The sequence below is a fragment of the Bradyrhizobium sp. Mp19 genome (assembly GCF_029952935.1).
Taxonomy (GTDB): Bacteria; Pseudomonadota; Alphaproteobacteria; order Rhizobiales; family Xanthobacteraceae; genus Bradyrhizobium; species Bradyrhizobium elkanii.
The window spans coordinates 375,897-395,011 of record NZ_JASAUT010000001.1 but is presented as its reverse complement, the minus strand read 5'-3'; the positions used below and the strand labels follow the sequence as shown (position 1 = coordinate 395,011).

19 protein-coding genes are annotated in these 19,115 nt (G+C 62.3%); 6 read left to right on the top strand and 13 right to left on the bottom strand.

Annotation, left to right across the window (positions count from 1 at the left end; translation table 11 throughout):
• Window positions 1-143 precede the first annotated feature (143 nt).
• From QJT82_RS01755 to QJT82_RS01695, 13 genes are all read right to left on the bottom strand, one after another.
• A complete protein-coding gene (locus QJT82_RS01755) occupies window positions 144-554 on the bottom strand; it encodes a TadE family protein (RefSeq protein WP_245288955.1) in 411 nt (136 codons plus the stop codon).
• The gene (locus QJT82_RS01750; RefSeq protein ID WP_196238268.1) at window positions 554-1,876 is read right to left on the bottom strand and encodes a pilus assembly protein TadG-related protein; all 1,323 of its coding nucleotides are present in this window, start codon (window positions 1,874-1,876) and stop codon (window positions 554-556) included. The genes QJT82_RS01755 and QJT82_RS01750 overlap by 1 nt, the downstream gene beginning before the upstream one ends.
• 8 nt (window positions 1,877-1,884) lie before the next feature.
• The gene (locus QJT82_RS01745) at window positions 1,885-2,283 is read right to left on the bottom strand and encodes a hypothetical protein (protein ID WP_155258866.1); all 399 of its coding nucleotides are present in this window, start codon (window positions 2,281-2,283) and stop codon (window positions 1,885-1,887) included.
• A gap of 81 nt (window positions 2,284-2,364) precedes the next feature.
• Complete coding sequence (locus tag QJT82_RS01740) at window positions 2,365-3,000, bottom strand: methyltransferase (RefSeq protein WP_245288956.1); 636 nt, start codon at window positions 2,998-3,000, stop codon at window positions 2,365-2,367.
• 18 nt (window positions 3,001-3,018) lie between these two features.
• A complete protein-coding gene (locus QJT82_RS01735; RefSeq protein ID WP_028345087.1) occupies window positions 3,019-3,924 on the bottom strand; it encodes a type II secretion system F family protein in 906 nt (301 codons plus the stop codon).
• Entirely contained in the window at window positions 3,921-4,847 is a 927-nt protein-coding gene (locus tag QJT82_RS01730; RefSeq protein WP_035634250.1) for a type II secretion system F family protein, read from the bottom strand. The genes QJT82_RS01735 and QJT82_RS01730 overlap by 4 nt, the downstream gene beginning before the upstream one ends.
• Complete coding sequence (locus tag QJT82_RS01725; RefSeq protein WP_028345089.1) at window positions 4,847-6,292, bottom strand: CpaF family protein; 1,446 nt, start codon at window positions 6,290-6,292, stop codon at window positions 4,847-4,849. The genes QJT82_RS01730 and QJT82_RS01725 overlap by 1 nt, the downstream gene beginning before the upstream one ends.
• Window positions 6,289-7,320, bottom strand: a complete 1,032-nt coding sequence (locus tag QJT82_RS01720) for an AAA family ATPase (protein ID WP_245288957.1) — start codon at window positions 7,318-7,320, stop codon at window positions 6,289-6,291. Before QJT82_RS01720 ends, QJT82_RS01725 begins: the two co-directional genes overlap by 4 nt.
• 170 nt (window positions 7,321-7,490) lie before the next feature.
• Window positions 7,491-8,462: a Flp pilus assembly protein CpaB gene (gene cpaB, locus QJT82_RS01715; RefSeq protein ID WP_028345091.1), complete on the bottom strand. Its 972-nt coding sequence runs from the start codon at window positions 8,460-8,462 to the stop codon at window positions 7,491-7,493.
• Between the two features lies 1 nt (window position 8,463).
• Window positions 8,464-8,970, bottom strand: coding sequence for an A24 family peptidase (locus tag QJT82_RS01710; RefSeq protein ID WP_028345092.1), 507 nt, complete (start codon window positions 8,968-8,970; stop codon window positions 8,464-8,466).
• A gap of 72 nt (window positions 8,971-9,042) precedes the next feature.
• Entirely contained in the window at window positions 9,043-9,258 is a 216-nt protein-coding gene (locus QJT82_RS01705; protein ID WP_028345093.1) for a hypothetical protein, read from the bottom strand.
• A gap of 91 nt (window positions 9,259-9,349) precedes the next feature.
• Window positions 9,350-9,565 carry a hypothetical protein gene (locus tag QJT82_RS01700; RefSeq protein ID WP_028334082.1) on the bottom strand — a complete coding sequence of 72 codons (216 nt, stop codon included), beginning with the start codon at window positions 9,563-9,565 and terminating at the stop codon, window positions 9,350-9,352.
• Between the two features lie 356 nt (window positions 9,566-9,921).
• Window positions 9,922-10,323, bottom strand: coding sequence for a hypothetical protein (locus QJT82_RS01695; protein ID WP_028345094.1), 402 nt, complete (start codon window positions 10,321-10,323; stop codon window positions 9,922-9,924).
• Between the two features lie 755 nt (window positions 10,324-11,078).
• Here QJT82_RS01695 and QJT82_RS01690 point away from each other — a divergent pair.
• The 6 genes from QJT82_RS01690 to QJT82_RS01665 all read left to right on the top strand — a co-directional run bounded on the left by QJT82_RS01690 (window position 11,079) and on the right by QJT82_RS01665 (window position 19,090).
• Window positions 11,079-11,615, top strand: coding sequence for an NYN domain-containing protein (locus QJT82_RS01690; protein ID WP_028345095.1), 537 nt, complete (start codon window positions 11,079-11,081; stop codon window positions 11,613-11,615).
• Between the two features lie 125 nt (window positions 11,616-11,740).
• Window positions 11,741-12,199 (top strand): hypothetical protein, encoded by a 459-nt coding sequence (locus tag QJT82_RS01685; protein ID WP_028345096.1) that lies wholly within the window; start codon window positions 11,741-11,743, stop codon window positions 12,197-12,199.
• 270 nt (window positions 12,200-12,469) lie between these two features.
• Entirely contained in the window at window positions 12,470-14,170 is a 1,701-nt protein-coding gene (locus QJT82_RS01680; protein WP_028345097.1) for a TolC family outer membrane protein, read from the top strand.
• Window positions 14,171-14,437: 267 nt separating this feature from the next.
• Window positions 14,438-16,591 (top strand): type I secretion system permease/ATPase, encoded by a 2,154-nt coding sequence (locus QJT82_RS01675; RefSeq protein ID WP_035634375.1) that lies wholly within the window; start codon window positions 14,438-14,440, stop codon window positions 16,589-16,591.
• Between the two features lie 14 nt (window positions 16,592-16,605).
• Window positions 16,606-17,856, top strand: coding sequence for an HlyD family type I secretion periplasmic adaptor subunit (locus tag QJT82_RS01670; protein WP_028345099.1), 1,251 nt, complete (start codon window positions 16,606-16,608; stop codon window positions 17,854-17,856).
• Between the two features lie 220 nt (window positions 17,857-18,076).
• Window positions 18,077-19,090, top strand: coding sequence for a transglutaminase-like cysteine peptidase (locus QJT82_RS01665; RefSeq protein ID WP_028345100.1), 1,014 nt, complete (start codon window positions 18,077-18,079; stop codon window positions 19,088-19,090).
• Window positions 19,091-19,115 lie beyond the last annotated feature (25 nt).

Sequence of the window (19,115 nt, the reverse complement as noted above, 5' to 3'; positions counted from 1 at the left end):
CCGGAGAAAACTCCCCGTTGTTGCCAGCGCGCACCACTTCCGTAGCCCGCCCGGGCTATTCGCCGGCCCGCCCAACGGGCCGAGCCACCCTGGCGGCCGCCCAGGCCGGCGCCGCCGATCAGCCTCGCCGAATCGGGCTCTGCTCAGAACGGAATCGTGGTGGACGCGCTTGGCGCGTTCAATGACGTGCCCCAGATCGGCATGATCATGGCGAAGCCCGACTGGGACGCCGTCACCGTCAGCGCCGAGGCGCCCGCCGTCGTGGTCACGGTGGGCGTGAGACTGGCGCCATACAGGAACGGAGCAACGGCCTGCTTCTGCGCATCCGTCAGATAGTCACCGGTACAGGTGGATGGTGAATTGGACGCCAACACGGCGGGCGTGTAGCAGGTGATCATGTTCGCCCGGGCGCCGGCATCCGCAAGCAGGCGCAACGATTGCATCGTGATCGCGTATCGGCCGAAATCAAAGACTGTGAAGATCAGGGTGAACAAGGGAACGGCGATGAGACAGAACTCGAGAGCCGCCACCCCGCGCTGATCGAGCCTTTTCATCACTGCACCAAGCGCACGGTTTGAACGTTGGGCTTTGCTGCCCCATCCGACGTACACTTACTGTTGTCCAGTGTCGTATTGCCCTGGAAAGTCACCGCGTAGGCTATGACCTGATAGCAGCCAGTAGCCGGGGAACTCGACGAGCTGTTGCCTCCGTATGTCACGGGGGCATTCGGGATATAGACCGTGCCATTGAAATAGCTGGTCGAAGTGCCACTGATGTTGACGCCTTGCTTCGTATAGCTCTCACCATCGTAGAGCAGAAGATCTTTCATCAGGGCCAACACCGATGCTGACAAGACCGACGGCCCCGTAGGCGACTTCATTGCCGTAAGCTGGATCGTGGGATTCCCTGTAAATTTGAGCGATGTACCGGTTCCGAAAAATATCAAGGTAGCCGTTCCCGTGATGATCGGATTGCCGTTGATAGTAATGTTCCCCGAAAAATAGTACGTGCCGTTTAATACGGTGGTGGGGCTGAACGACGGATTGGTATTGTAACAGCTGCATGTCTCATATGGCTGCGGTGCGGCGTTGTTGATGTTGTTCGCGAAATTTGACGCCTTCAACGCAGACAGCGCGGTGTTGACTGCACTCAGCGGATCAGGGATCGGTTGCTGATAGGTTTGCACGCCCGTGCATTGACTTCCGCCTGTCTGGGAGCAACCGCCGACCGTGTAGCTCGGCGCATTCACCGAGATACCCGAATTGCCGATGAAGCCGACCGCGTTCGACGCGCTGCTGTCCGACGAAATACCGCACGTTGCCGACGAGACCGTAGCGCTACCCTGGAAGGTGACGGGGTCCTTCAACGCCAGCACGCATGGAGGCTTCGCCAGGCTATCGAGCTTGGCGACCGCCGTCGCGGCGATAGTAACCGTCGACAAGCCAAGCACCTGAGCCAGATATCCCGGCTGCTGCTGGCTGATGGTAGCCTGAACGTAAGTCCCCGCTACCCCGTTCCACGACGTCAGCGAGGCGACCTGGACGGTCCGCGTGACGCCGCTGGTCGCCACACATCTGGAGCCGGGATAGGCGGTGTCGCCGGAATTGCAAAACGTGTTCTGGGCCGCCGCCTGCTTGCCACGGTAATCATACGTCTGGGTGTTGTTGCAGGTCGTGCCCGGCTGCGGAGCGCTGTCGCACGCGAGCCGCAAGGCACCGGCGTAGGCGGCCGCATCAGCCGCACCCTGGGCGCGTTGCTGGGTGACATACCAGGATCCGGCTTCACCGCCGAGCGCCATCATTCCGATCAACGGGATCAACGCAATCACGGTTGCGAACGCGGCCGAGCCGCGACGGCAATGAAGCATGTTGCGCATGGACCACCTCATTGAAACCGTTCCGAATAGGTCAGCGTGAACGAGCAGGGATTGCTATTGGTGCTGGTGCAGATCGCAGACCTCAACACCATTGGCGACAACGTGATCGTCGTTGAATACACGTAGTACTTCGGCTGCGAAGGATCAGAATTTGTCGAATCGCAGACAGCATTGCTCTCGCCGCAGATCAGCTGGATGCTGGGGATCGGATAACGGGAATCGGCCTTGGCGAGCGCGGCCGCTGCCCAAGTGGACGCGTTCGTGACGTCGCCCGGCGGCGAGTACTGGATGGACTGTCCGAACCCGCGCAGCGCCGCGAGCGCCTGGATGTATTGAAAGCCCGCCAGCGCAAGATCGGCAAGCGGCAGCAGAATAACCAGGAACAGGAAAGCGAAAACGAACAGCATCTCGAACGCGACGGCGCCGCGTCGATCCGCGATCAGGGAACGCTTGCCGCTCACACGGCTTTTCCAGCTCTGCATGACCGCTCACCAGACATAGGGAATCAATCTCCAGCGCGACGCCTCGTAGCTGGAATATTCAGGAAGCGTGCGCCGAAGCACGTCCTCCTCGTAGTGAATTCGCCAGACCTGGATGCAGATGTGCAGAATCAGCAGGCCCACGGTCATCCAGCTCAGATGCTGCAGCACGACACCAAGGAACACGATCTCTTCCGACAGATAGAGCGGATGCTTGATCCACCGGTACGGTCCGGTTTGCACCACCGAACGCGCCTGTGGCACCAGGCTGAACGACCGTCCGAGATGACGAACGGTCACGAGGATCATGATCATGCCGGTCAGCACGCAAACCGCGGACAACAGGTTCGGCAATGCGCCCTCGGTCTTCTCGAAAAACGTGATCGTCCATGGCCAGTATGTGCCGACGAACGCCGCAACCCTCGGCAGCAGGCCTTCGGCCTGCGCCTTTGCGGGCCCGCGGATCAGGATCAGCAGCGCCAGCATCAGGTAAAACACCGCGACAAGAAAGTTCGAGACGAGCGACGGCCATGGCTCCCCCGTCTTCGCAAGATTGGTCGTCACGGCAAGTGCCAACAGAAGGAACCATGCGCTGCCCAGGAATCGGGTCGCCCGATCGTAGGCCAGGTTCGTCGAAAGGCTCATTGCAGCTGCACTCATGGCTCAATTACCGAGATTGGAGAATGTACGGATCAAATGAAGGAACGGGCTTCCGCCCAGAATGACGAACATCGCCGGAAGCAAAAACAGCACCATCGGAACGGTCAGCTTGGCGCCCAATTTGTGCGCCCGCTCTTCGAGCTTAGTGATGCGTTCCCGGCGCAGGTCGACTGCGATGCTGCGCAGCGCCTGACTGAGCGGCGTGCCATATTGCAGGCTCTGGCTGACCATGGTGCCGAAGCGACGGAGGCCCTCCGACGTGGACGCGAGCTTCTCGAAGGCATCGGCACGGTTCGGCAGGATCCGGAGATCATCGAGAAGACCGCGCAGCACGTGGGTGATGGCGGGATTGGTCTCCCGCATCTCTTCCGCCACGCGCTCGATCGCGCTCTCCAGGCCCATGCCGGCTTCGCTGCAAACCACCAGCAGATCGATGGTATCGGGCGTGCCGAGCCGGATCGCCGCATCGAAGCGTCGCTTCACGACCAGCAAGATCAGGCGCGGAATCATGATTCCAAACGCCAGGCCAAGCAGCGTGAAGATCATCACGTCGGTGAACGGTCGTGCAAGAATCTGCGAAATGGAGAAAGCCGCGATCGGCAACGCAAAAGTGCTGACCGTCTTGAAGCCGATCCAGATCGGCAGGGTTCGATAGTGATTGAACCCGGCCGACTGAAGAACCATCCTCAGCTGGTCGAGATTCTCCTGGGCGTAGTAGCGCCTGTAGCGCATGCCGACCGATGAAAGCCAACCGATCAGATCCTTCGAATTCGATCGATCGGAGATGCCCAGCACGGCATTCGAGACCCGCGTGTCCAAGGTGCGGAGATGTATCTCGCGAATGACCAGCAGGAAGGTCGCGGCCGCGAGTGCGACGGCAAGCGTGGCAAAGCCGAGAACAGCCGTCATAGGGTGGTTTCCCTTCTGACCATCCAACGGATCACGAAATGCCCGATCAGGACCGAGCACGCCGCATAAGCGAGAAGCACGTTTCCTTGCGGATCGAACAACAGCAGATCGACCGACTGCGGATTGATCAGGTAAAGCAGCCCGCCGATCACGACCGGCGCACAGGTAAGCGCACGCGATGAAAAGATGACCTCTCCTGCCAAGGCCTTCGCACGCGCCGCCAGCGCAACCCGCTGACTCACGGTCTCGCCCAGCGTCTGCAGTGTTTCCGCCAGGCTGCCGCCGGTCTTCAATTGCACCGCGAGGGTTACCGCAAACATCGCATACTCCGACACCTGCGTTCGCTGATAGATCTCCTCGACGGCTTCCTCGGGCGACCGGCCCAGATTCAGTTCGCTACAGACGATGGCAAATTGCCCGGATGTCGGTTGCGGCATCTCGCGGGCGATGGTGCGAAATGCTTCGTGGACGGGCAGTCCGGACCGGACAGTGCTCGTTACCAGCTGGACCGCATCGGGAAGCTGCTGGAAGAGCTGATTTGCAAAGCGTTGTTGCTGCCATCCGAACAGACCGCGCACGACCAGGATGGCGACGCCGACAGCCGCAATGGCTCCATAGGAGCCAGGGAACCTCAGGAATCCATTGACGTAGAGAATTCCTGCGGCTGCCATTCCCCCTGCAAGCAGCACATAGACCGGCCGTACGACGTACACCATATCAGGGCGATAATTGGCGAAGCGCTGGAGCGCACGCCAACGCGACGTCTTGGCCGCGCGACGGATGGACACCAAGGCAGCGGCTTCAGCCGTCGGCAGCGCAATCTCGAGCTGGCGGTCCATTCGTCTCTGTCGTGCGTCGAGCCAAAGCGTGTTTGCCCCAGCACACAGCAGCAGCACCAGGACGATGATCAAGGGCGTCGACATCAGATGTGCCTCATCGCTTCTGCCCAGGCCCGATCGAGCCCGTAATAGACGAGGCGGCTCTTGAACTTCGGAACCGCATTGGTGGAGCGGTAGGTGCCGGATATCCGCCCTTGGACATCCTCGTCCTTGTACTCGAACAACGCGATGTCGTTGGTGGTGATCACCTCGCCCTCGAGGCCGATCACCTCGCTGATCTGCACGATGCGGCGCTGGCCGTCGCGCATGCGCTCGACTTGAACAATGAGATCCAGGGCGGCAACGATCTGGGAGCGGATTGCGCGCGACGGCAGATTGACCTGCCCCATCTGCACCATGTTCTCCACGCGGGTCAGAGCATCGCGGGTACTGTTGGCGTGAACGGTGGAGATCGATCCATCATGGCCGGTGTTCATCGCCTGCAGCATGTCGAACGCCTCCGCGCCGCGCACCTCACCGACCACGATGCGGTCCGGACGCATACGAAGTGCGTTCCACAGAAGGTCGCGCTGCGTGACCTGGCCGGTGCCCTCGAGGCTGGCCGGACGGGTCTCCAGGCTGATCACGTGCGGCTGCTGAAGCTGCAGCTCCGCCGCGTCCTCGATCGTGACGATGCGCTCGCTATGGTCGATGAACTGACTCAAGGCGTTCAGCAGCGTCGTCTTGCCGGAACCGGTGCCTCCGGAGACCAGGACGTTGAGCCGGCAGCGGGACGCGATCTCCAGCAGCTGTCCGAGCGCGGCGGTCATCGAGCCGTTTTCGATCATCCCGGCGATGTTGAGACGCCGGTTCGGAAATTTTCGAATCGAGATGCAGGGGCTGTGGATCGCCAGCGGCGGCAGGATGATGTTGACGCGGCTGCCGTCCGGCAGACGGCAGTCCACCATCGGGCTGGATTCATCCACCCGCCGGCCGACTTGCGAAGCGATCTTCTGTGCGACGGAGGCGATATGGTCATTGTCGCGAAACCGGACCGCGACCCGCTCCAGCTTGCCGGCCCGCTCGACATAGACGTTGCTCGGCCCGTTGATCATGATGTCGTTTATCGTCTCATCCAGCAGAAGCGGACGCAGCGGCCCGTAGCCGGTCATGTCGTCCGCGATCTCCTCCGCAAGGAAGAGCTGCTCGCGACCCGACAGCTCCAGCCGCTCCTGGTTGGCGATGCCGTGGATGATTTCCTCGATTTGCCGCCGCAGGACGTCGCGGGGAACGGTCGCGGCCACCGACGGCTCGATCTGCTCGATGACCCGTTCGCGCAGGGATGCCGACATCACCGGATGGTGTGTCGCAGGTTCTTCATGCTTCGGCGCCGATGCAAACAGGCTGGACGCCGGTGACGCCACGCTCGGCTCCGCCGGCGGCAAGGGCGGCGGCACCGGCCGCGCGCTTGGTGCCGCCGCCGGGGCGTCCGGCACCGCTGCGGGCATCCGCACTGGCATTTCGTCTGCGCGCCTGCCGAACTTTTTCATAGCCCGAGCCACCTCTTCCACCCGGCCTTTTTCTTGGCACCAACGCCGGTGATTTCCCGTACGATCGGAGCGAGGTGACGCCGCAGCCCGGATACGTGCTTGAGAGCCGGAACGCCGAGGTTGACCGCCTGGGTCATTCCCTTGCCGAGATCCGGGATGATCATGTCCGGTTCGGCGCCCAGCGCCTTGACGATCGTCGCCCTCGGCAGACCGCCGGCGCGGTCGGCACGGTTGAGCAGGGTAAACACGCGATCCTTGCCCGCGATGTTGGTGACGGCGTTGCGCAGCGCGTGAGCATTGCGCAGGCCGGTTACTTCGGCCTCCAGCAGCACCAGCACATGACGGGACATCTGAATGACCGGATAGATCGATGCCGGGAACGGCACCGGCACATCGACAACGACGTAGTTGAACCGCTGACGGAGCAGGCCCAGCACGTGCCGCACGCCGGCTTCGGTGATGTCGAGCTTCGCATCGAGCTCCTCGTCGCCGGAAATCAGGCAGACCCGATCGTTCACCTCGATCGCGGCCCGTTCGAGAAACAGCGTGTCGGCCCGCATCGGGTTTTCAAGGGCGATGCGGAGGCCGGGTCCCGGACGAACACCCAGCATCACCGCGGTCTCGCCGCCCTGCAGATGCAGGTCGAGCAGCGCCACCTTCGCCTTGGTGGTTTCAGCCAGTTGCAGCGCGAGGTTGATCGCGACGCTGGTCGCGCCGGCGCCGCCCTGCGCGCCACAGATCGACACCACGTGCCCGCCGCGGTCATTCTGGGCCGGCGCGGCGTCGCCGATCAGCTTGGGACGCAGCTGGTCGAGCACCATATCCCTGGTGATCGGCGTCGGCAGGTATTCAGCAAGGCCGATCTCCATCAGCTCGCGGTAGAAGACGATCTCCCTGTTGTCTCCAATCAGGGCCACCTTCACATCGGGCGGACAGACACTGGCGAGGCGTTCCAGTTCGGTGAAGGGATCATCGATCCCGCTGATGTCGGTCACCAGCGCGTACAGATCGGTGTCGGTCTCGAGCATGCGTGTCGCATGACGGATGGTGCCGCGCCGGATCACCAGGTTGCTGCCGTCGAGACCCTTGCGAAGGGCCGCCGCGCTCAGCTCGTCGTTGACGAAGCAGACGATGCGGTTGCGCGCGACAAGAGACGTCGTCTCTTCGGGTTGTTCCACCACTGCCATGTTCGCACTCATCAACGTTTCTCCGGTGCCTTGCCGACGTCACTCGCTGCCGCTGTGGTCTGACGATCGAGCTCGGACGGCACCTCGCAGCCCGCGCGGGCGTCGTCGTCAAAATCCTGTCTCCTGACCGAATATTGCTTGACCTCGCTACCGGTATAGATCGCGACCGTCGTGCTCTGGCCGGCGACTGCACTCTGGCGCGCCAGCTCCGGCGATACATCGCAGCTGGACGTTACACTCGTGTCGGCCTTGTCCCACTGCTCGGCCGCAGCGCGGATGACGAGCGACAGCGTTCCGAGCTGCTTTGCGACGGCCACCTTCTTGACCTGATCCGGCTTGAGCTCCAGCGACACGGTCTGCGCCGTCTTGCCTGGGACGGCATTGGTGATCGGACGCCCGCCTTGCGCAATCTCCTGGTCGATCGCGATCACGCGCACATTGGACAGAACGGTTTCGCTGACGGCACGCTTCACCGGAGCCGTCTTCTCGAACACCTGGGTCAGCACCACGTCGACATTGTCGCCCGGCCTGATCAGACCGGACACACCGGTCTCCTCGTCGACCTTGATGCTGATGGCGCGGCTGTCCGGCGCCAGGACGCTGGCAAGGAAGCCGCGATCCTTCGGACGCAGGATGTCGTCCAGAGTAATGACGCTGCCGGCGTCGACGAACTTGCGAACCAGCGAACCGGGCAGCCCGGCCTTGGAGTCAGGCGTTTCGAGGATCGCCCCCGCGGGGACACGGTTCGGTGCCGTCTGGCGCACTGCGAAATCTTCGTCCCGCGCCAGCGTTCCCTTCGAAAGCGGGCGTGTCGTAACAAAGTAGCCGACCGTCGCAGCCGCAGGCACAGGCACAGGCTTCTCTTCGACTGCCTGCGCAACGACCGGGTCTTGGGGTCGGTTCATGCTATAGGCGATCATTCCAAGCGCCGTAGCCGCAAGCAGCAGCACCATGATGATCGAGACGCGGAGAGCGGACGACATGTCAAATTCCTTTGCTCAAAATGGCCCAGATACCGCCGCATGCGATGGCGACCCCGTAGGGCAGCGGTGCATGTCGCAAATGACGCCAGCGCTCGACCGCGTAGACCCGGCGCATCAGCGACGATCCGGCGGGCGCCAGCTTCGGTTGTGGCAGACGGCGCATCATCAGATGCACCGCGGCCAGAACGCCGCCGGCCAGTGCGGTTGCCGTCAACAGTTCAATCACGCCGGTCAGCGGCAGACCGATCGCCAGGGCAACCAGCAACTTGACGTCGCCACCGCCGATCGCTCCGCGCAGATAGATCACGAAGAGCACGAGGAACAGGATTGCGGCAACGATCAGCGACTGGCCGATCTGCATCGGACTGGCCAATTGGCCGACGATCCCAAGGAACGCCAGCGCCAGACAAATTTCGTTTCGGATCAACCGTGTCGCGATATCGATCGTTGCGACATACAACAACAATGCGATTTCCAGACACGAGGTCGTGGACGCAATCCAATTCATGAAATAATCGCCTTAGAAAAATGGCGGGGGGCACAAAATAATGCCCCCCTCCGGGGCGCCGTCCCTCTGGACTTAAGCGCTAACCGCGTTGGCAACCGCGGTGCCGATCGAAGTGAGCGAGGTGGTCAGAACACTACCGATGCCGCTCGCAGTACCCGTACCGAACGCCGCGGAAACGGCGGCGACGATGCAGGCGGCGACGATCACGTACTCGAACGACACAACGCCGTCCTTGTCCGTGCGCAGACGCTTCAATCCTTCTGTGATCTTGATGTATGACTGCAACATAGGAGAAAGCCTCCTTAAGGCTCGCGCACATCGCAATCCGGTTGACCGCTGTTGACAGCAAGAATCTGCCAACAGCATTCAACATCCGGAGTTAAGCGGAGACTGCGGTGGCGACCTTGCTCGCGATCGTGGTGATGGAGGCGTTCAGAACCGAGCCGATGCCGCTGGCGGTACCCGTACCGAAGGCAGCAGAGACGGCGGCGACGATGCAAGCGGCAACGATCACGTACTCGAACGACACAACGCCGTCCTTGTCGGAGCGCAGACGCTTGAAGGCTTCGGTGGTCTGGATGTAGAGTTTCAACATAGGAAAATATCCCTTTTACGATGAAATTTACGCAATACGTTGGCGGGGGGCAAAATCCGGGGTGCCAACTAGCATTTTCTTATAATGCGTCGCGAGAAAACTGTCGATTGGTAATCGTTTATTAACCCTACTGGCGTAACGGCGCACACCTTCTTCTCGGTAAGTTGCTCCGAGGACGACGCACGAAACCCCTTAAAATATAGGACTTTCGTTATTTCACGACATTTCAATTGCGCTGCTCCGTGCGAATACGGTGATCGCGTCGGACGTGACGCTATCGCCACAACGACCTCAGAGGTGACGGTGTCACAATCCGGTTCCATTCCCCCCGATAGCCGTTTGCAGGATTGCTCGTTTTAGTAGCAGGTCCCGGAATCCCCTCCGAGCCGGCCGCAACTCTCCCCATTGGATTGCCGCCACTGCGTGACCGCCAGCGGCGGCTTGCTCGCGTCCGCCGGCGCCGCCGATAGCCTGCTGCGCTCCTCTTCGAGGAGCTGCGAATGAAGCTTCTGGATCTGGATGTTGCGCTCGAGCAGCGACATCGTTCTTGTCTGAACCTGCTCGGCCAGCGCCTTGCGCAGCGCATTCTCGCGGTCGAGCAGTTCGGGAAACGGCAGCAGCGGCCGGACGAGATCGGTCGCCTTGATCACGCAGGACGCCCGCGCCACGGCTTGCGCGATCTGATCCGGAAACGCGCTCCGGCATTCCGCGAGCGCTCCGCTCAGGTTGACCGCTGCCGCCGTCGGTACCGGTGTCACCTCCGGTATCGTGGTCGCCGCTGGTGCCGGCTCTGTGGGCGCTGTTGCCGTCTCCGTTGTTGGCTCCGCTACCGGTCCCGCCTCCTTTTCGATGACCTGGCGAGGGGCGCCGCAACAGGACAGCAGGATGCAGAGCGCGACAATGACCAGGCATCGCGCGCGCTTCGGCCAAGCCCGTCCATCCCGATGCACCATCGGGTCTCCGGTTGGCGCAACAGATGTGCCGCCATGCGTCGCGTTCTGCCAGCGAGAACGAAATGTCTGTGCAATCAGGGACGCAGAAGCGCGCTCTCCACCGTGGCAAACAATTCGTATTGGCAAAAATGACGTCTTCAAAAATGGCTCGGTACGAAATCGCACCGACCCCAGCTGATTGATTTTAGATACAATTTAGCTGTTTGCGCAATAGCGACCTGGCGCACTGGCGGCCCGCATGATAGCGCCGCTGCGCTGCACTATCGGCGCAGCATCGTCGGCGAGCGCGCCGGATCTCATCTCGTCGAATGATCGGCCTTGTTTGACAAACCAATCTTTCGCCTGCGCTCGTCGGTTGCCGGCGTTGCTGCGATGCTGTCGGATCGGCGCGTGCGCCCGATGAGAACCGTGTCGGCGTTTGGCGAAAATTTCCGCTTCTTCCCGGCCAAGCCCTTGCTCTAGGATTAGCCATTTCAGCTAGGGTGCTCACCCACGATGCGCCCGTGGAATTTTAGAACCACAGCATACAGTGACTGATCCGGGCGTCATGGGGATTTGAGATGGCCGATCGCATTGCACTTTTCATTGATGGTGCGAACCTGCACACCACCGTCAAGAACCTCGGCTTCGAAATCGATTTCCGGCGACTGCTCTCGGAGTTCGGCAGGCATGGACAGATCGTGCGCGCCTACTTCTACACGGTCGTGAGAGACGACGACGAGTTCAGCAGCCTTCGGCCGCTGGTGGATTGGCTCGATTACAACGGATATGCGGTCAGGAGAAAGTTAGCCAAAACCCACGATGACGGCGAAGGGCGGCGGCGAATGAAGCGCAGCATCGGCATCGAGCTCGCGGTCGACGCATTGGAAATTGCGCACCGCATCGACCACGCGTACCTGTTCTCTGGCGACGGTGATTTGCGCGCCGTTGTCGAAGCTGTCAGGCGGGCTGGTGTCCGTGTGACAGTCGTTTCCAGCATCCGAACCAAGCCTCCCATGATCGCCGACGAGCTTCGCAGGCAAGCTGACGTCTTCCTCGAGCTCGAAAGCCTCAGGGCATCGATCGAACGTCCAGCGCACCCGATCGCGCCCGAGTGAAATCGCGGGCGCCTCTTCCGGCGAGGAAGCAAAAGGACGGCTCTGTTTGTCCGTAAATCACCGAGTTGCGCGAGTCGGGCGCTGACATCACTATCCCCCAAACAACGAAACAGAGGGTAACACCCATGTGGAGGTCGGTCGGCTGCCTGTTGTTGTTCTTGGCGGCGACGAGCGCTGCGATCGCCGAACCTTCCCGGTTCACCTGCGACACGCCGCGGGGCAAACGGGTCGAGCTCGGCCCGTCAGGCAAAGGCGGTGACGCCCAGTGGATCGATGACGATCTCGATACGGTCCGGCCCGCCGTCGTGATCGATGGCGACACCTTCACGGTCACCTGGGGGACATCTGTCGCGGCAGAAGGCAAGGGAGGAGCCAAGCTCACAACCTACGTCTTTGCGGCCGCCCGCCGTTCCGACGCGTCGATCTTCGCGACCCGCGTGGACGACACCACGGCCGAGATCTTCCGGTTCTATTTTGGCGACAAATCGCTCTACAAGTTAACCAGCCGGCTGGGGGGCCCCGCCGCGGACACCAAGGCCGCACCCTTCGTTGCGACCTACATGGCAACCTGTCGTCAGCAGTAGCCGGCCGCCGCCAACCTTAAGACAGGCTTAACTGATCTTTCATGTTCCAGTCCCCGGTGTTGCGGCTCGGCACCAGCTCGCATGACCATAAAATGTCAGGTAAATCATTGAATTTTATTAAAAATGCTTGGATTTGCTCGCACGGGAACTCGATGGTTCGGCCCCACTTAGGGCGCCTGTGTGGCTGAAATGTCATAGGTCGAGGAACTGTCCTTTGGTACCCTTCGGAGGATTCTACGTAATATTTTTGTGAGTTTGGGGGCGGAGATTATGAAGTCGGCATACACGGTCATTGCGTGCCTATGCCTGGCGGCAACGCCAGCATGTGCCGAGGTTTTTTCTATTAATGATGCTCTACGCCAGGCCATGCAGACCAACCCGGGTATCGGCGAGGCTTCGGCGAACCGGCGGGCGACGGAAAGCGAGCTACGGCAAACCCAAAGCACACTGCTGCCGCAGGTGCGCATTGACGCCAGCTACGGCCCGGAAAAATTCGATCAATCGCCGGGCTTCATTACCCCGAACATTCAGTCGGCGCCGACAGTTGGTTCAGGACCATGGCGCAATGGCAGTCAGGAATCGGTCGTGGTGCGCCAGCTGCTGTGGGACGGTTTTTCGTCGATCTATGACGTCTGGCGCCAGACCGCGCGCGTCAATGCAGCTGCCTCCCGCGTCAAGGAGAGAACCGAGCTCTTGGCCCTCGACGCCGCCGAAGGCTACATCGACGTCGTGCGCTACATGCGGCTGGTCAGTCTTGCCCAGCAAAACGTCGCCAATCACGAGAAGATCTTTTCAAACGTGAACTCCCGCTTCTCGGGCGGCCGGGCCGGCGAAGGCGACCTGGAGCAAGCCCGCGAGCGCGTCGAGGCCGCCCGCGCGGCACTCGCCGAATTCCAGCGCAGCCTGGATGACGCCAGGGCGAAGTACCGCAAGACGGTTGGCCTCGAGCCGATCAATGTTCGCTTCCCTGCTCCTCTCGCGGGATTGCCGCACAGCCGCGACGAAGCGCTGGCGACCACCCTCCGGTTCAATTCGACGATCGCGGCGGCACAGTCCGACGCCGACGCCGCCAAGCATGCGTTCAAGGCCACGGACGGCACATTCGGCCCGAAATTCTATCTCGAGGGACGGGCAACCCATTACGACAACTCCTACCCTTACGTGGCGACCCCAGGAACTCCCTCCATTACGCATGAGGACTACAGCGGCAAGGTTGTGATGTCGTGGGACATCTTCCGCGGCGGCCAGGATGCCTGGAACAGGTCGGAGAAGGCCGAGCGGTTTACCGAAGCCACCATGCGCCACGCGCGCTTGCAGCGTGACGCGTATGAGTCGATCGACAAGGCGTGGAATGCCCGTACGATTACGGTCACGCGCATCGCCGCTTTGACGCGTCAGCTGGAAGCGGACCGCAAGACCATCGTGGCGTTCCAGAAGGAATACGAACTCGGCCAGCGTTCGCTGATCGACCTCTTGAACGCGCAGAACCAGTTCTTCAACGCGTCGGTCTCGCTCACCTCAGCCCGCGGCGTCGTGGTTTTCGCCGACTATCAGCTGCTGGCCGCGATGGGCACCTTGATCGAGTACCTGAAGGCTCCGCCCCCGGTCGATGCTGCGCCGACGGACATGCTTTCGATTGGCCTGCCCCGCTACTCGTTCCCGACGCTTCGCGTGAACCTCCCGCAAACCGGGTCCGAGCCGCTGCGCGTCGCCGTTCCGGCGCCTGTCGCCCGTCCCGCCAAGACCTATGCGGCAGCCCAGCCGAAGGATGTTGGCTTTGCGGACCGCTTCACCGGCGCGACGACGACTGCAGCGGTGCCCGGTTCAGCGGAATGGATGCAGCAGCAAAAGACCGCTGCGGACGGCCCGAACGTCATTTACGCGGATCCGTCGGTCACGGCGAACGCGAGCTCCTATGCGTCGACCAAGCCCCACTGGCTGCTGTCGGCCTTCCCGAGCTCCGCTCGATAGCGACCGCCAACAAGCTCAGGACAGGACTGCCGAAAGGGCCCCGAGTCGGGGCCCTTTCGATTCCTTATTAATCGTTAAGATAAGTTTCGCTGAATTTGTTCGCTGTTTGTTGTAGTCTGCCCGAAATCTAATGCGATTGCTGCATTTCCATTTTGCTTGTCGAGGTTTCAGTTGTTGTTTCGAACCCCCAGCGCGGCGGCCGACGCCGTCCGCCCCTCGCCGGATGACTCAACCTCAAAGCCTGCCGCGACAAACAGGCGACGCGCGCTGGGCGACGATCCCCTCACCGCATCGTTGACTTATCTCGCCGCCCATCACGGCCGCGCGGTCAGCCGCGAAGCTCTCCTCGGCGGACTTCCGATCACGGACGGATGCCTGTCCGTCTCGCTCTACGACCGCGCGGCCAGACGCGCCGGTCTGGAGACCGAGGCCGTCAAGCGCGACATTTCAGACATTCCCGCGCTGGTCCTGCCGGCCGTCCTCGTCATGAAGAACGGCTCCGCGCTGATCCTTCTGGGTGTGGACCCGACGAACAAGTCGATCAAGGTCGTTGATCCGGCGACGCCGAACAGCCCGCGCGTCGCCGACATCACCTCGCTCGCCACGGACTATACCGGCTATGCGTTCCTGGTGAGAAGCGCGCCGCAGGCCGATGCGCGCGCCGTCGCCGCAGGCGACATCCCCAAGAGCCACTGGTTCTGGTCGGTGGTGAAGACGCATTGGCGCAGCTACGGGCACATCGCGGTCGCGGCCTTTCTGACCAACATCCTCGCGCTGGCGACACCGCTGTTCACGATGAGCGTCTATGACCGCGTCATCCCCAACGGGGCGATCCCCTCCCTGATCGCGCTCTCGATCGGCATGGGGCTCGGCATCGTCTTCGATTTCATCTTCCGCATGGTCCGCAGCCGCATGATCGACGTGACCGGCAAGACCATCGACGTCGTGCTGGCGGCGAACATCTTCGAGCATGTGATGTCGGTGAAGATGGCGCAGCGGCCGACTTCGGTTGGCATCCTGGCCAATCAGCTCCGGGACTTCGACTCCGTGCGCGAGTTCTTCACCTCCGGAAGCGTGGTTTCGGCGACCGACCTGCTGTTCGCCATTCTCTTCGTTGGGGTGCTGTTCCTCATCGCCGGACCGCTGGCCTGGATCCCGCTGATCATGCTGCCGCTGGTCATGCTGATCGGCTTCCTGCTGCAACGCCCGCTCGATCGCGCCATCAAGCGGCTGCAGGCCGAATCCGCCGCCCGGCACGGTGTGCTGGTCGAGTCCCTGTCCGGCCTCGAAACCGTCCGTGCGACCGGCGCCGAGGCCCGCATGCAGACCTTGTGGGAACGATCGGTTGCCGCGACCGCCCGATCCGGCGAGGACGTTCATTTCTGGTCGTCGATGTCGCTGACGAGCGCGAGCACGGCCCAGCAGATCACAAGCCTGCTCCTCGTCATCGTCGGCATTTTCCTGATCCTCGACGGCAAGCTGAGCGTCGGCGCGCTGGTCGCCGCAAACATGCTCGCCGGACGTGTTCTGGCGCCGATCGCCGGGATCGCCTCGGTGATCACCAAGGGAACGCAGACGATCACGGCCCTCAAGGCGATCGACCGCATCATGTCGATCGAGCGGGAACGGTCGCCGACCCGGTCCTATGTCACAAGACGAATCGAAGACGGCAAGGTCGCCTTCGAGAACGTGTCGTTCGCCTACCCCAACGCGCCCGGTAACGCGCTCGAAAAGGTCAGCTTCAAGATCGAGGGCGGAGAGAAGGTCGGCATCATCGGCAGGGTGGGATCTGGCAAGACCACGGTCGGCAGGTTGCTGCTCGGATTTTACGAACCGAAGGAAGGCCGCATCCTGGTCGATGGCGTCGACTCGCGCCAATACGATCCCTCGGACCTGCGCGCCGGCATCGGCTTTGCGATGCAGGATACCGACCTGTTCTTCGGCAAGCTGCGCGACAACATCGCCCTTGGCAAACCGGAAGCGACCGACGAGGAAGTCCTGCTTGCCGCGCGGCTCTCCGGCGTCGAAAGCTTCATCGCCGGCCATCCGATGGGCTATGACATGCCCATCTCGGAAGGCGGCCGCAGCCTGTCGGGCGGCCAGAAGCAGGCCATCGGGCTCGCGCGGGTTTTGATCCGCAAGCCTCGCGTGCTCTTTCTCGACGAGCCGACGGCGCACTTCGATATTCGCAGTGAACAGGAATTCCTTGAGCGGCTCAAGGGGCTCAATGATGATCGCATGACCATCATCATTTCCACCCATCGCCTGTCATTGCTGAACATGGTCGATCGCTTGCTGCTGTTCGACAATGGCCGCCTGGTTGCCGACGGCCCGCGCGACAAGGTGCTCGCCCTGCTCCAGGGCCGGCCGGCGTCCGCGGCCCCGTCGCCGGAGAATACGATTCAGCCGAAATCCGCATAACGAGCAAATACATTATGGCGTCTTCCGATTTCACATTTGCAAATGATATCCGGTCCGCGGCGCTGCTGCGCACGCCGCGCACCTCCCGCATGCTGCTGTGGACCTCGTGCGCGCTGCTTGCGACGTTCCTGATCTGGGCTCATTTTGCCGTGCTGGACGAGGTCAAGCGCGGCAGCGGCCGTGTCGTGCCGTCGCGGCAGATGCAGGTGGTTCAATCGCTCGAAGGCGGAATCGTCGGCGACATCCTGATCCGGGAAGGCGACATCGTTCAGCAGGGCCAGTCCCTGATGCGCATCGATGATACGAAATTTGCTTCCGAGTTCGGCGAAATCCGCGAGCGCCGCGCGGCGATGGCGGCGCGGGTGGCCCGCCTCGACACCGAGGCCCGCGGCCGAGCCGAAATCACCTTCCCGGATGATCTCGACAAGATGGTTCCCGCCGCCGTCGCAACCGAGACCAGCGTGTTCAAGATGCGGGGTCAGAAGGTCGCGCAGGATATCGACGTCCTCAACCAGCAGGTCACTCGCCTCACCGGCTCCCTCAAACTCCTGGAGCGCGAGCAGACCCTGACGCGCAGGCTGTATGAGCAGAAGGTCGTGCCGGAGATCGAGATGCTGCGACTTGATCGGCAGGCGACCGAGATGAAGGGACAGCTGGCCGAAGCGCAATCGAAGATCGCGAACATCACCGCATCGTTCCGCTCGCAGGCCGACGAGGACCTCGCCAAATCACGTGCCGACCTCGCCGTCCTCGACGAGAATATCAAGTCCGCCCAGGACCGGGTGCGCCGCACGGATCTGAGGGCGCCGGTCCATGGCATCGTCAACAAACTGAACATCAGTACCATCGGTGCCGTCGTGCAGCCGGGCGCCAACCTGATGGACATCGTGCCGCTGGACGACACGCTGCTGGTGGAAGGCCGGATTCGTCCCCAGGACATCGCGTTTATCCGTCCCGACCAGGACGCGGTGGTGAAGATCAGCGCCTATGATTCCTCGGTCTACGGATCGCTGAAGGGTAAGGTCGAACGCATCAGCGCCGACACCATCGTCGACGACAAGGCGGAAAAGACCGAACGCCAGGAGACCTTCTACCGGGTCATGGTGCGTACCGATAAGAACCATCTCGGCACCGAGCAGCATCCGCTGCCGATCATTCCGGGCATGGTGACCACGGTCGAGGTCCTGACCGGCGAGAAATCCGTGCTGGACTACATCGTGAAGCCCGCCCGCCTGCTGCGTGACGAGGCCCTGCGCGAACGCTGACCGGGGCCACGGATTCCGTGGTTAACCGATCGTGACCTCGGTTCGTTCAATTTCGAACGAACCGGCAAACCCCGGATTGACCGCCTTTTCGTCATTCGAGGTGGCGGCCCCCTCCACTTAACTCCGCTTAAGCGGCCAAGGCGCCAGTTTGCGTCCCGATAACAGCGGGGACGCAGATCGACGCACAGACGTTGACGGTCCCCGACATTGGGGACGTCATATGAAGTCGCTGAAGTTTGCTTCGTCGGCGGTCGTGGCCGCGGCTGCACTGACAATCGGTCTTTGCGCCACGCCTGCCGCGTTTGCCGCGGACGAGCTCTCTCTCGGAAAACCCGCCGGCGAGCTCGCGCCCGCCGCGGACGCCGCGTCGAACCGGCCGCCTGCCACCTTCTTCACCATCGCCGACGTCCTGGCCAAGCTCGACCGGCAGCGCGGACGTGGTCCGAACGCCATTCGCACCGCCTCGCTCACGCCGCCAAATACCGCGACCGACGCGGTGCCCGCGGCAAAGCCGCTTCCGCGTGTCGGCGCCGAGCCGTTTGGCCTGTTCACCTTCCGCGCACCGGAAAACGGCCTGTGGCGCAAATGGCGCGGCCTCGAATCCGATCTCGCAAGGGAGCAGAGCGTGCTCGAGCAATGCCGGGAGAGCGCCGCCGGCTGCCCATCGCAAGCCGCGCAATTCCTTCGCCTGATCGGCGCGGTCAAGTCCAAATCCGGACGCGACCGGCTGGATGAGGCCAACCGCGCCGTCAACCAGGCGATCCGCTATGTCAGCGACTTCGCCCAGCACGGCGAGCCTGACCGCTGGACCGCCCCGCTCGCCACCTTTGCGACCGGCAAGGGCGACTGCGAGGACTATGCGATCGCAAAATACATCGCGCTCAGCGAAGCCGGCTTCCCGCGCGAGGATCTGCGCCTCGTGCTGGGCCGCGATCGCGCCATCCGTCAGGATCATGCCGTGCTGGCGGCGCGCCTGGATGGCCATTGGCTGATCCTGGACAGCCGCCGCTCCGAACTGATCGACGACGGCGAACTCGGCAACTTCACGCCGATGTTCGCGATCAACGACCGCGGCGTGCAGTTGTTTGCGGCACCTTACGCCAAGCGGCTCCCGCTCGGCGATGAACTCGACGCGGCGCCGGCGGCCGCCAATGCGGCGGAGACCGAATGGACCGGCGTGGAACCGCTGGACGCGGCAAGCCCGCTCTTGGGCTTCCTGCCCGTGCTGATGTGATTGCGCGCGAGAAAGGCGACAATTC

Bases quoted from the DNA above. Each gene is read 5' to 3' on its own strand.
- QJT82_RS01755 (WP_245288955.1), bottom strand. From the start codon at position 554: ATGAAAAGGCTCGATCAGCGCGGGGTGGCGGCTCTCGAGTTCTGTCTC.
- QJT82_RS01750 (WP_196238268.1), bottom strand. From the start codon at position 1,876: ATGCGCAACATGCTTCATTGCCGTCGCGGCTCGGCCGCGTTCGCAACC.
- QJT82_RS01745 (WP_155258866.1), bottom strand. From the start codon at position 2,283: ATGCTGTTCGTTTTCGCTTTCCTGTTCCTGGTTATTCTGCTGCCGCTT.
- QJT82_RS01740 (WP_245288956.1), bottom strand. From the start codon at position 3,000: ATGAGCCTTTCGACGAACCTGGCCTACGATCGGGCGACCCGATTCCTG.
- QJT82_RS01735 (WP_028345087.1), bottom strand. From the start codon at position 3,924: ATGACGGCTGTTCTCGGCTTTGCCACGCTTGCCGTCGCACTCGCGGCC.
- QJT82_RS01730 (WP_035634250.1), bottom strand. From the start codon at position 4,847: ATGTCGACGCCCTTGATCATCGTCCTGGTGCTGCTGCTGTGTGCTGGG.
- QJT82_RS01725 (WP_028345089.1), bottom strand. From the start codon at position 6,292: ATGAAAAAGTTCGGCAGGCGCGCAGACGAAATGCCAGTGCGGATGCCC.
- QJT82_RS01720 (WP_245288957.1), bottom strand. From the start codon at position 7,320: ATGCTCGAGACCGACACCGATCTGTACGCGCTGGTGACCGACATCAGC.
- cpaB (WP_028345091.1), bottom strand. From the start codon at position 8,462: ATGTCGTCCGCTCTCCGCGTCTCGATCATCATGGTGCTGCTGCTTGCG.
- QJT82_RS01710 (WP_028345092.1), bottom strand. From the start codon at position 8,970: ATGAATTGGATTGCGTCCACGACCTCGTGTCTGGAAATCGCATTGTTG.
- QJT82_RS01705 (WP_028345093.1), bottom strand. From the start codon at position 9,258: ATGTTGCAGTCATACATCAAGATCACAGAAGGATTGAAGCGTCTGCGC.
- QJT82_RS01700 (WP_028334082.1), bottom strand. From the start codon at position 9,565: ATGTTGAAACTCTACATCCAGACCACCGAAGCCTTCAAGCGTCTGCGC.
- QJT82_RS01690 (WP_028345095.1), top strand. From the start codon at position 11,079: ATGGCCGATCGCATTGCACTTTTCATTGATGGTGCGAACCTGCACACC.
- QJT82_RS01685 (WP_028345096.1), top strand. From the start codon at position 11,741: ATGTGGAGGTCGGTCGGCTGCCTGTTGTTGTTCTTGGCGGCGACGAGC.
- QJT82_RS01680 (WP_028345097.1), top strand. From the start codon at position 12,470: ATGAAGTCGGCATACACGGTCATTGCGTGCCTATGCCTGGCGGCAACG.
- QJT82_RS01670 (WP_028345099.1), top strand. From the start codon at position 16,606: ATGGCGTCTTCCGATTTCACATTTGCAAATGATATCCGGTCCGCGGCG.
- QJT82_RS01665 (WP_028345100.1), top strand. From the start codon at position 18,077: ATGAAGTCGCTGAAGTTTGCTTCGTCGGCGGTCGTGGCCGCGGCTGCA.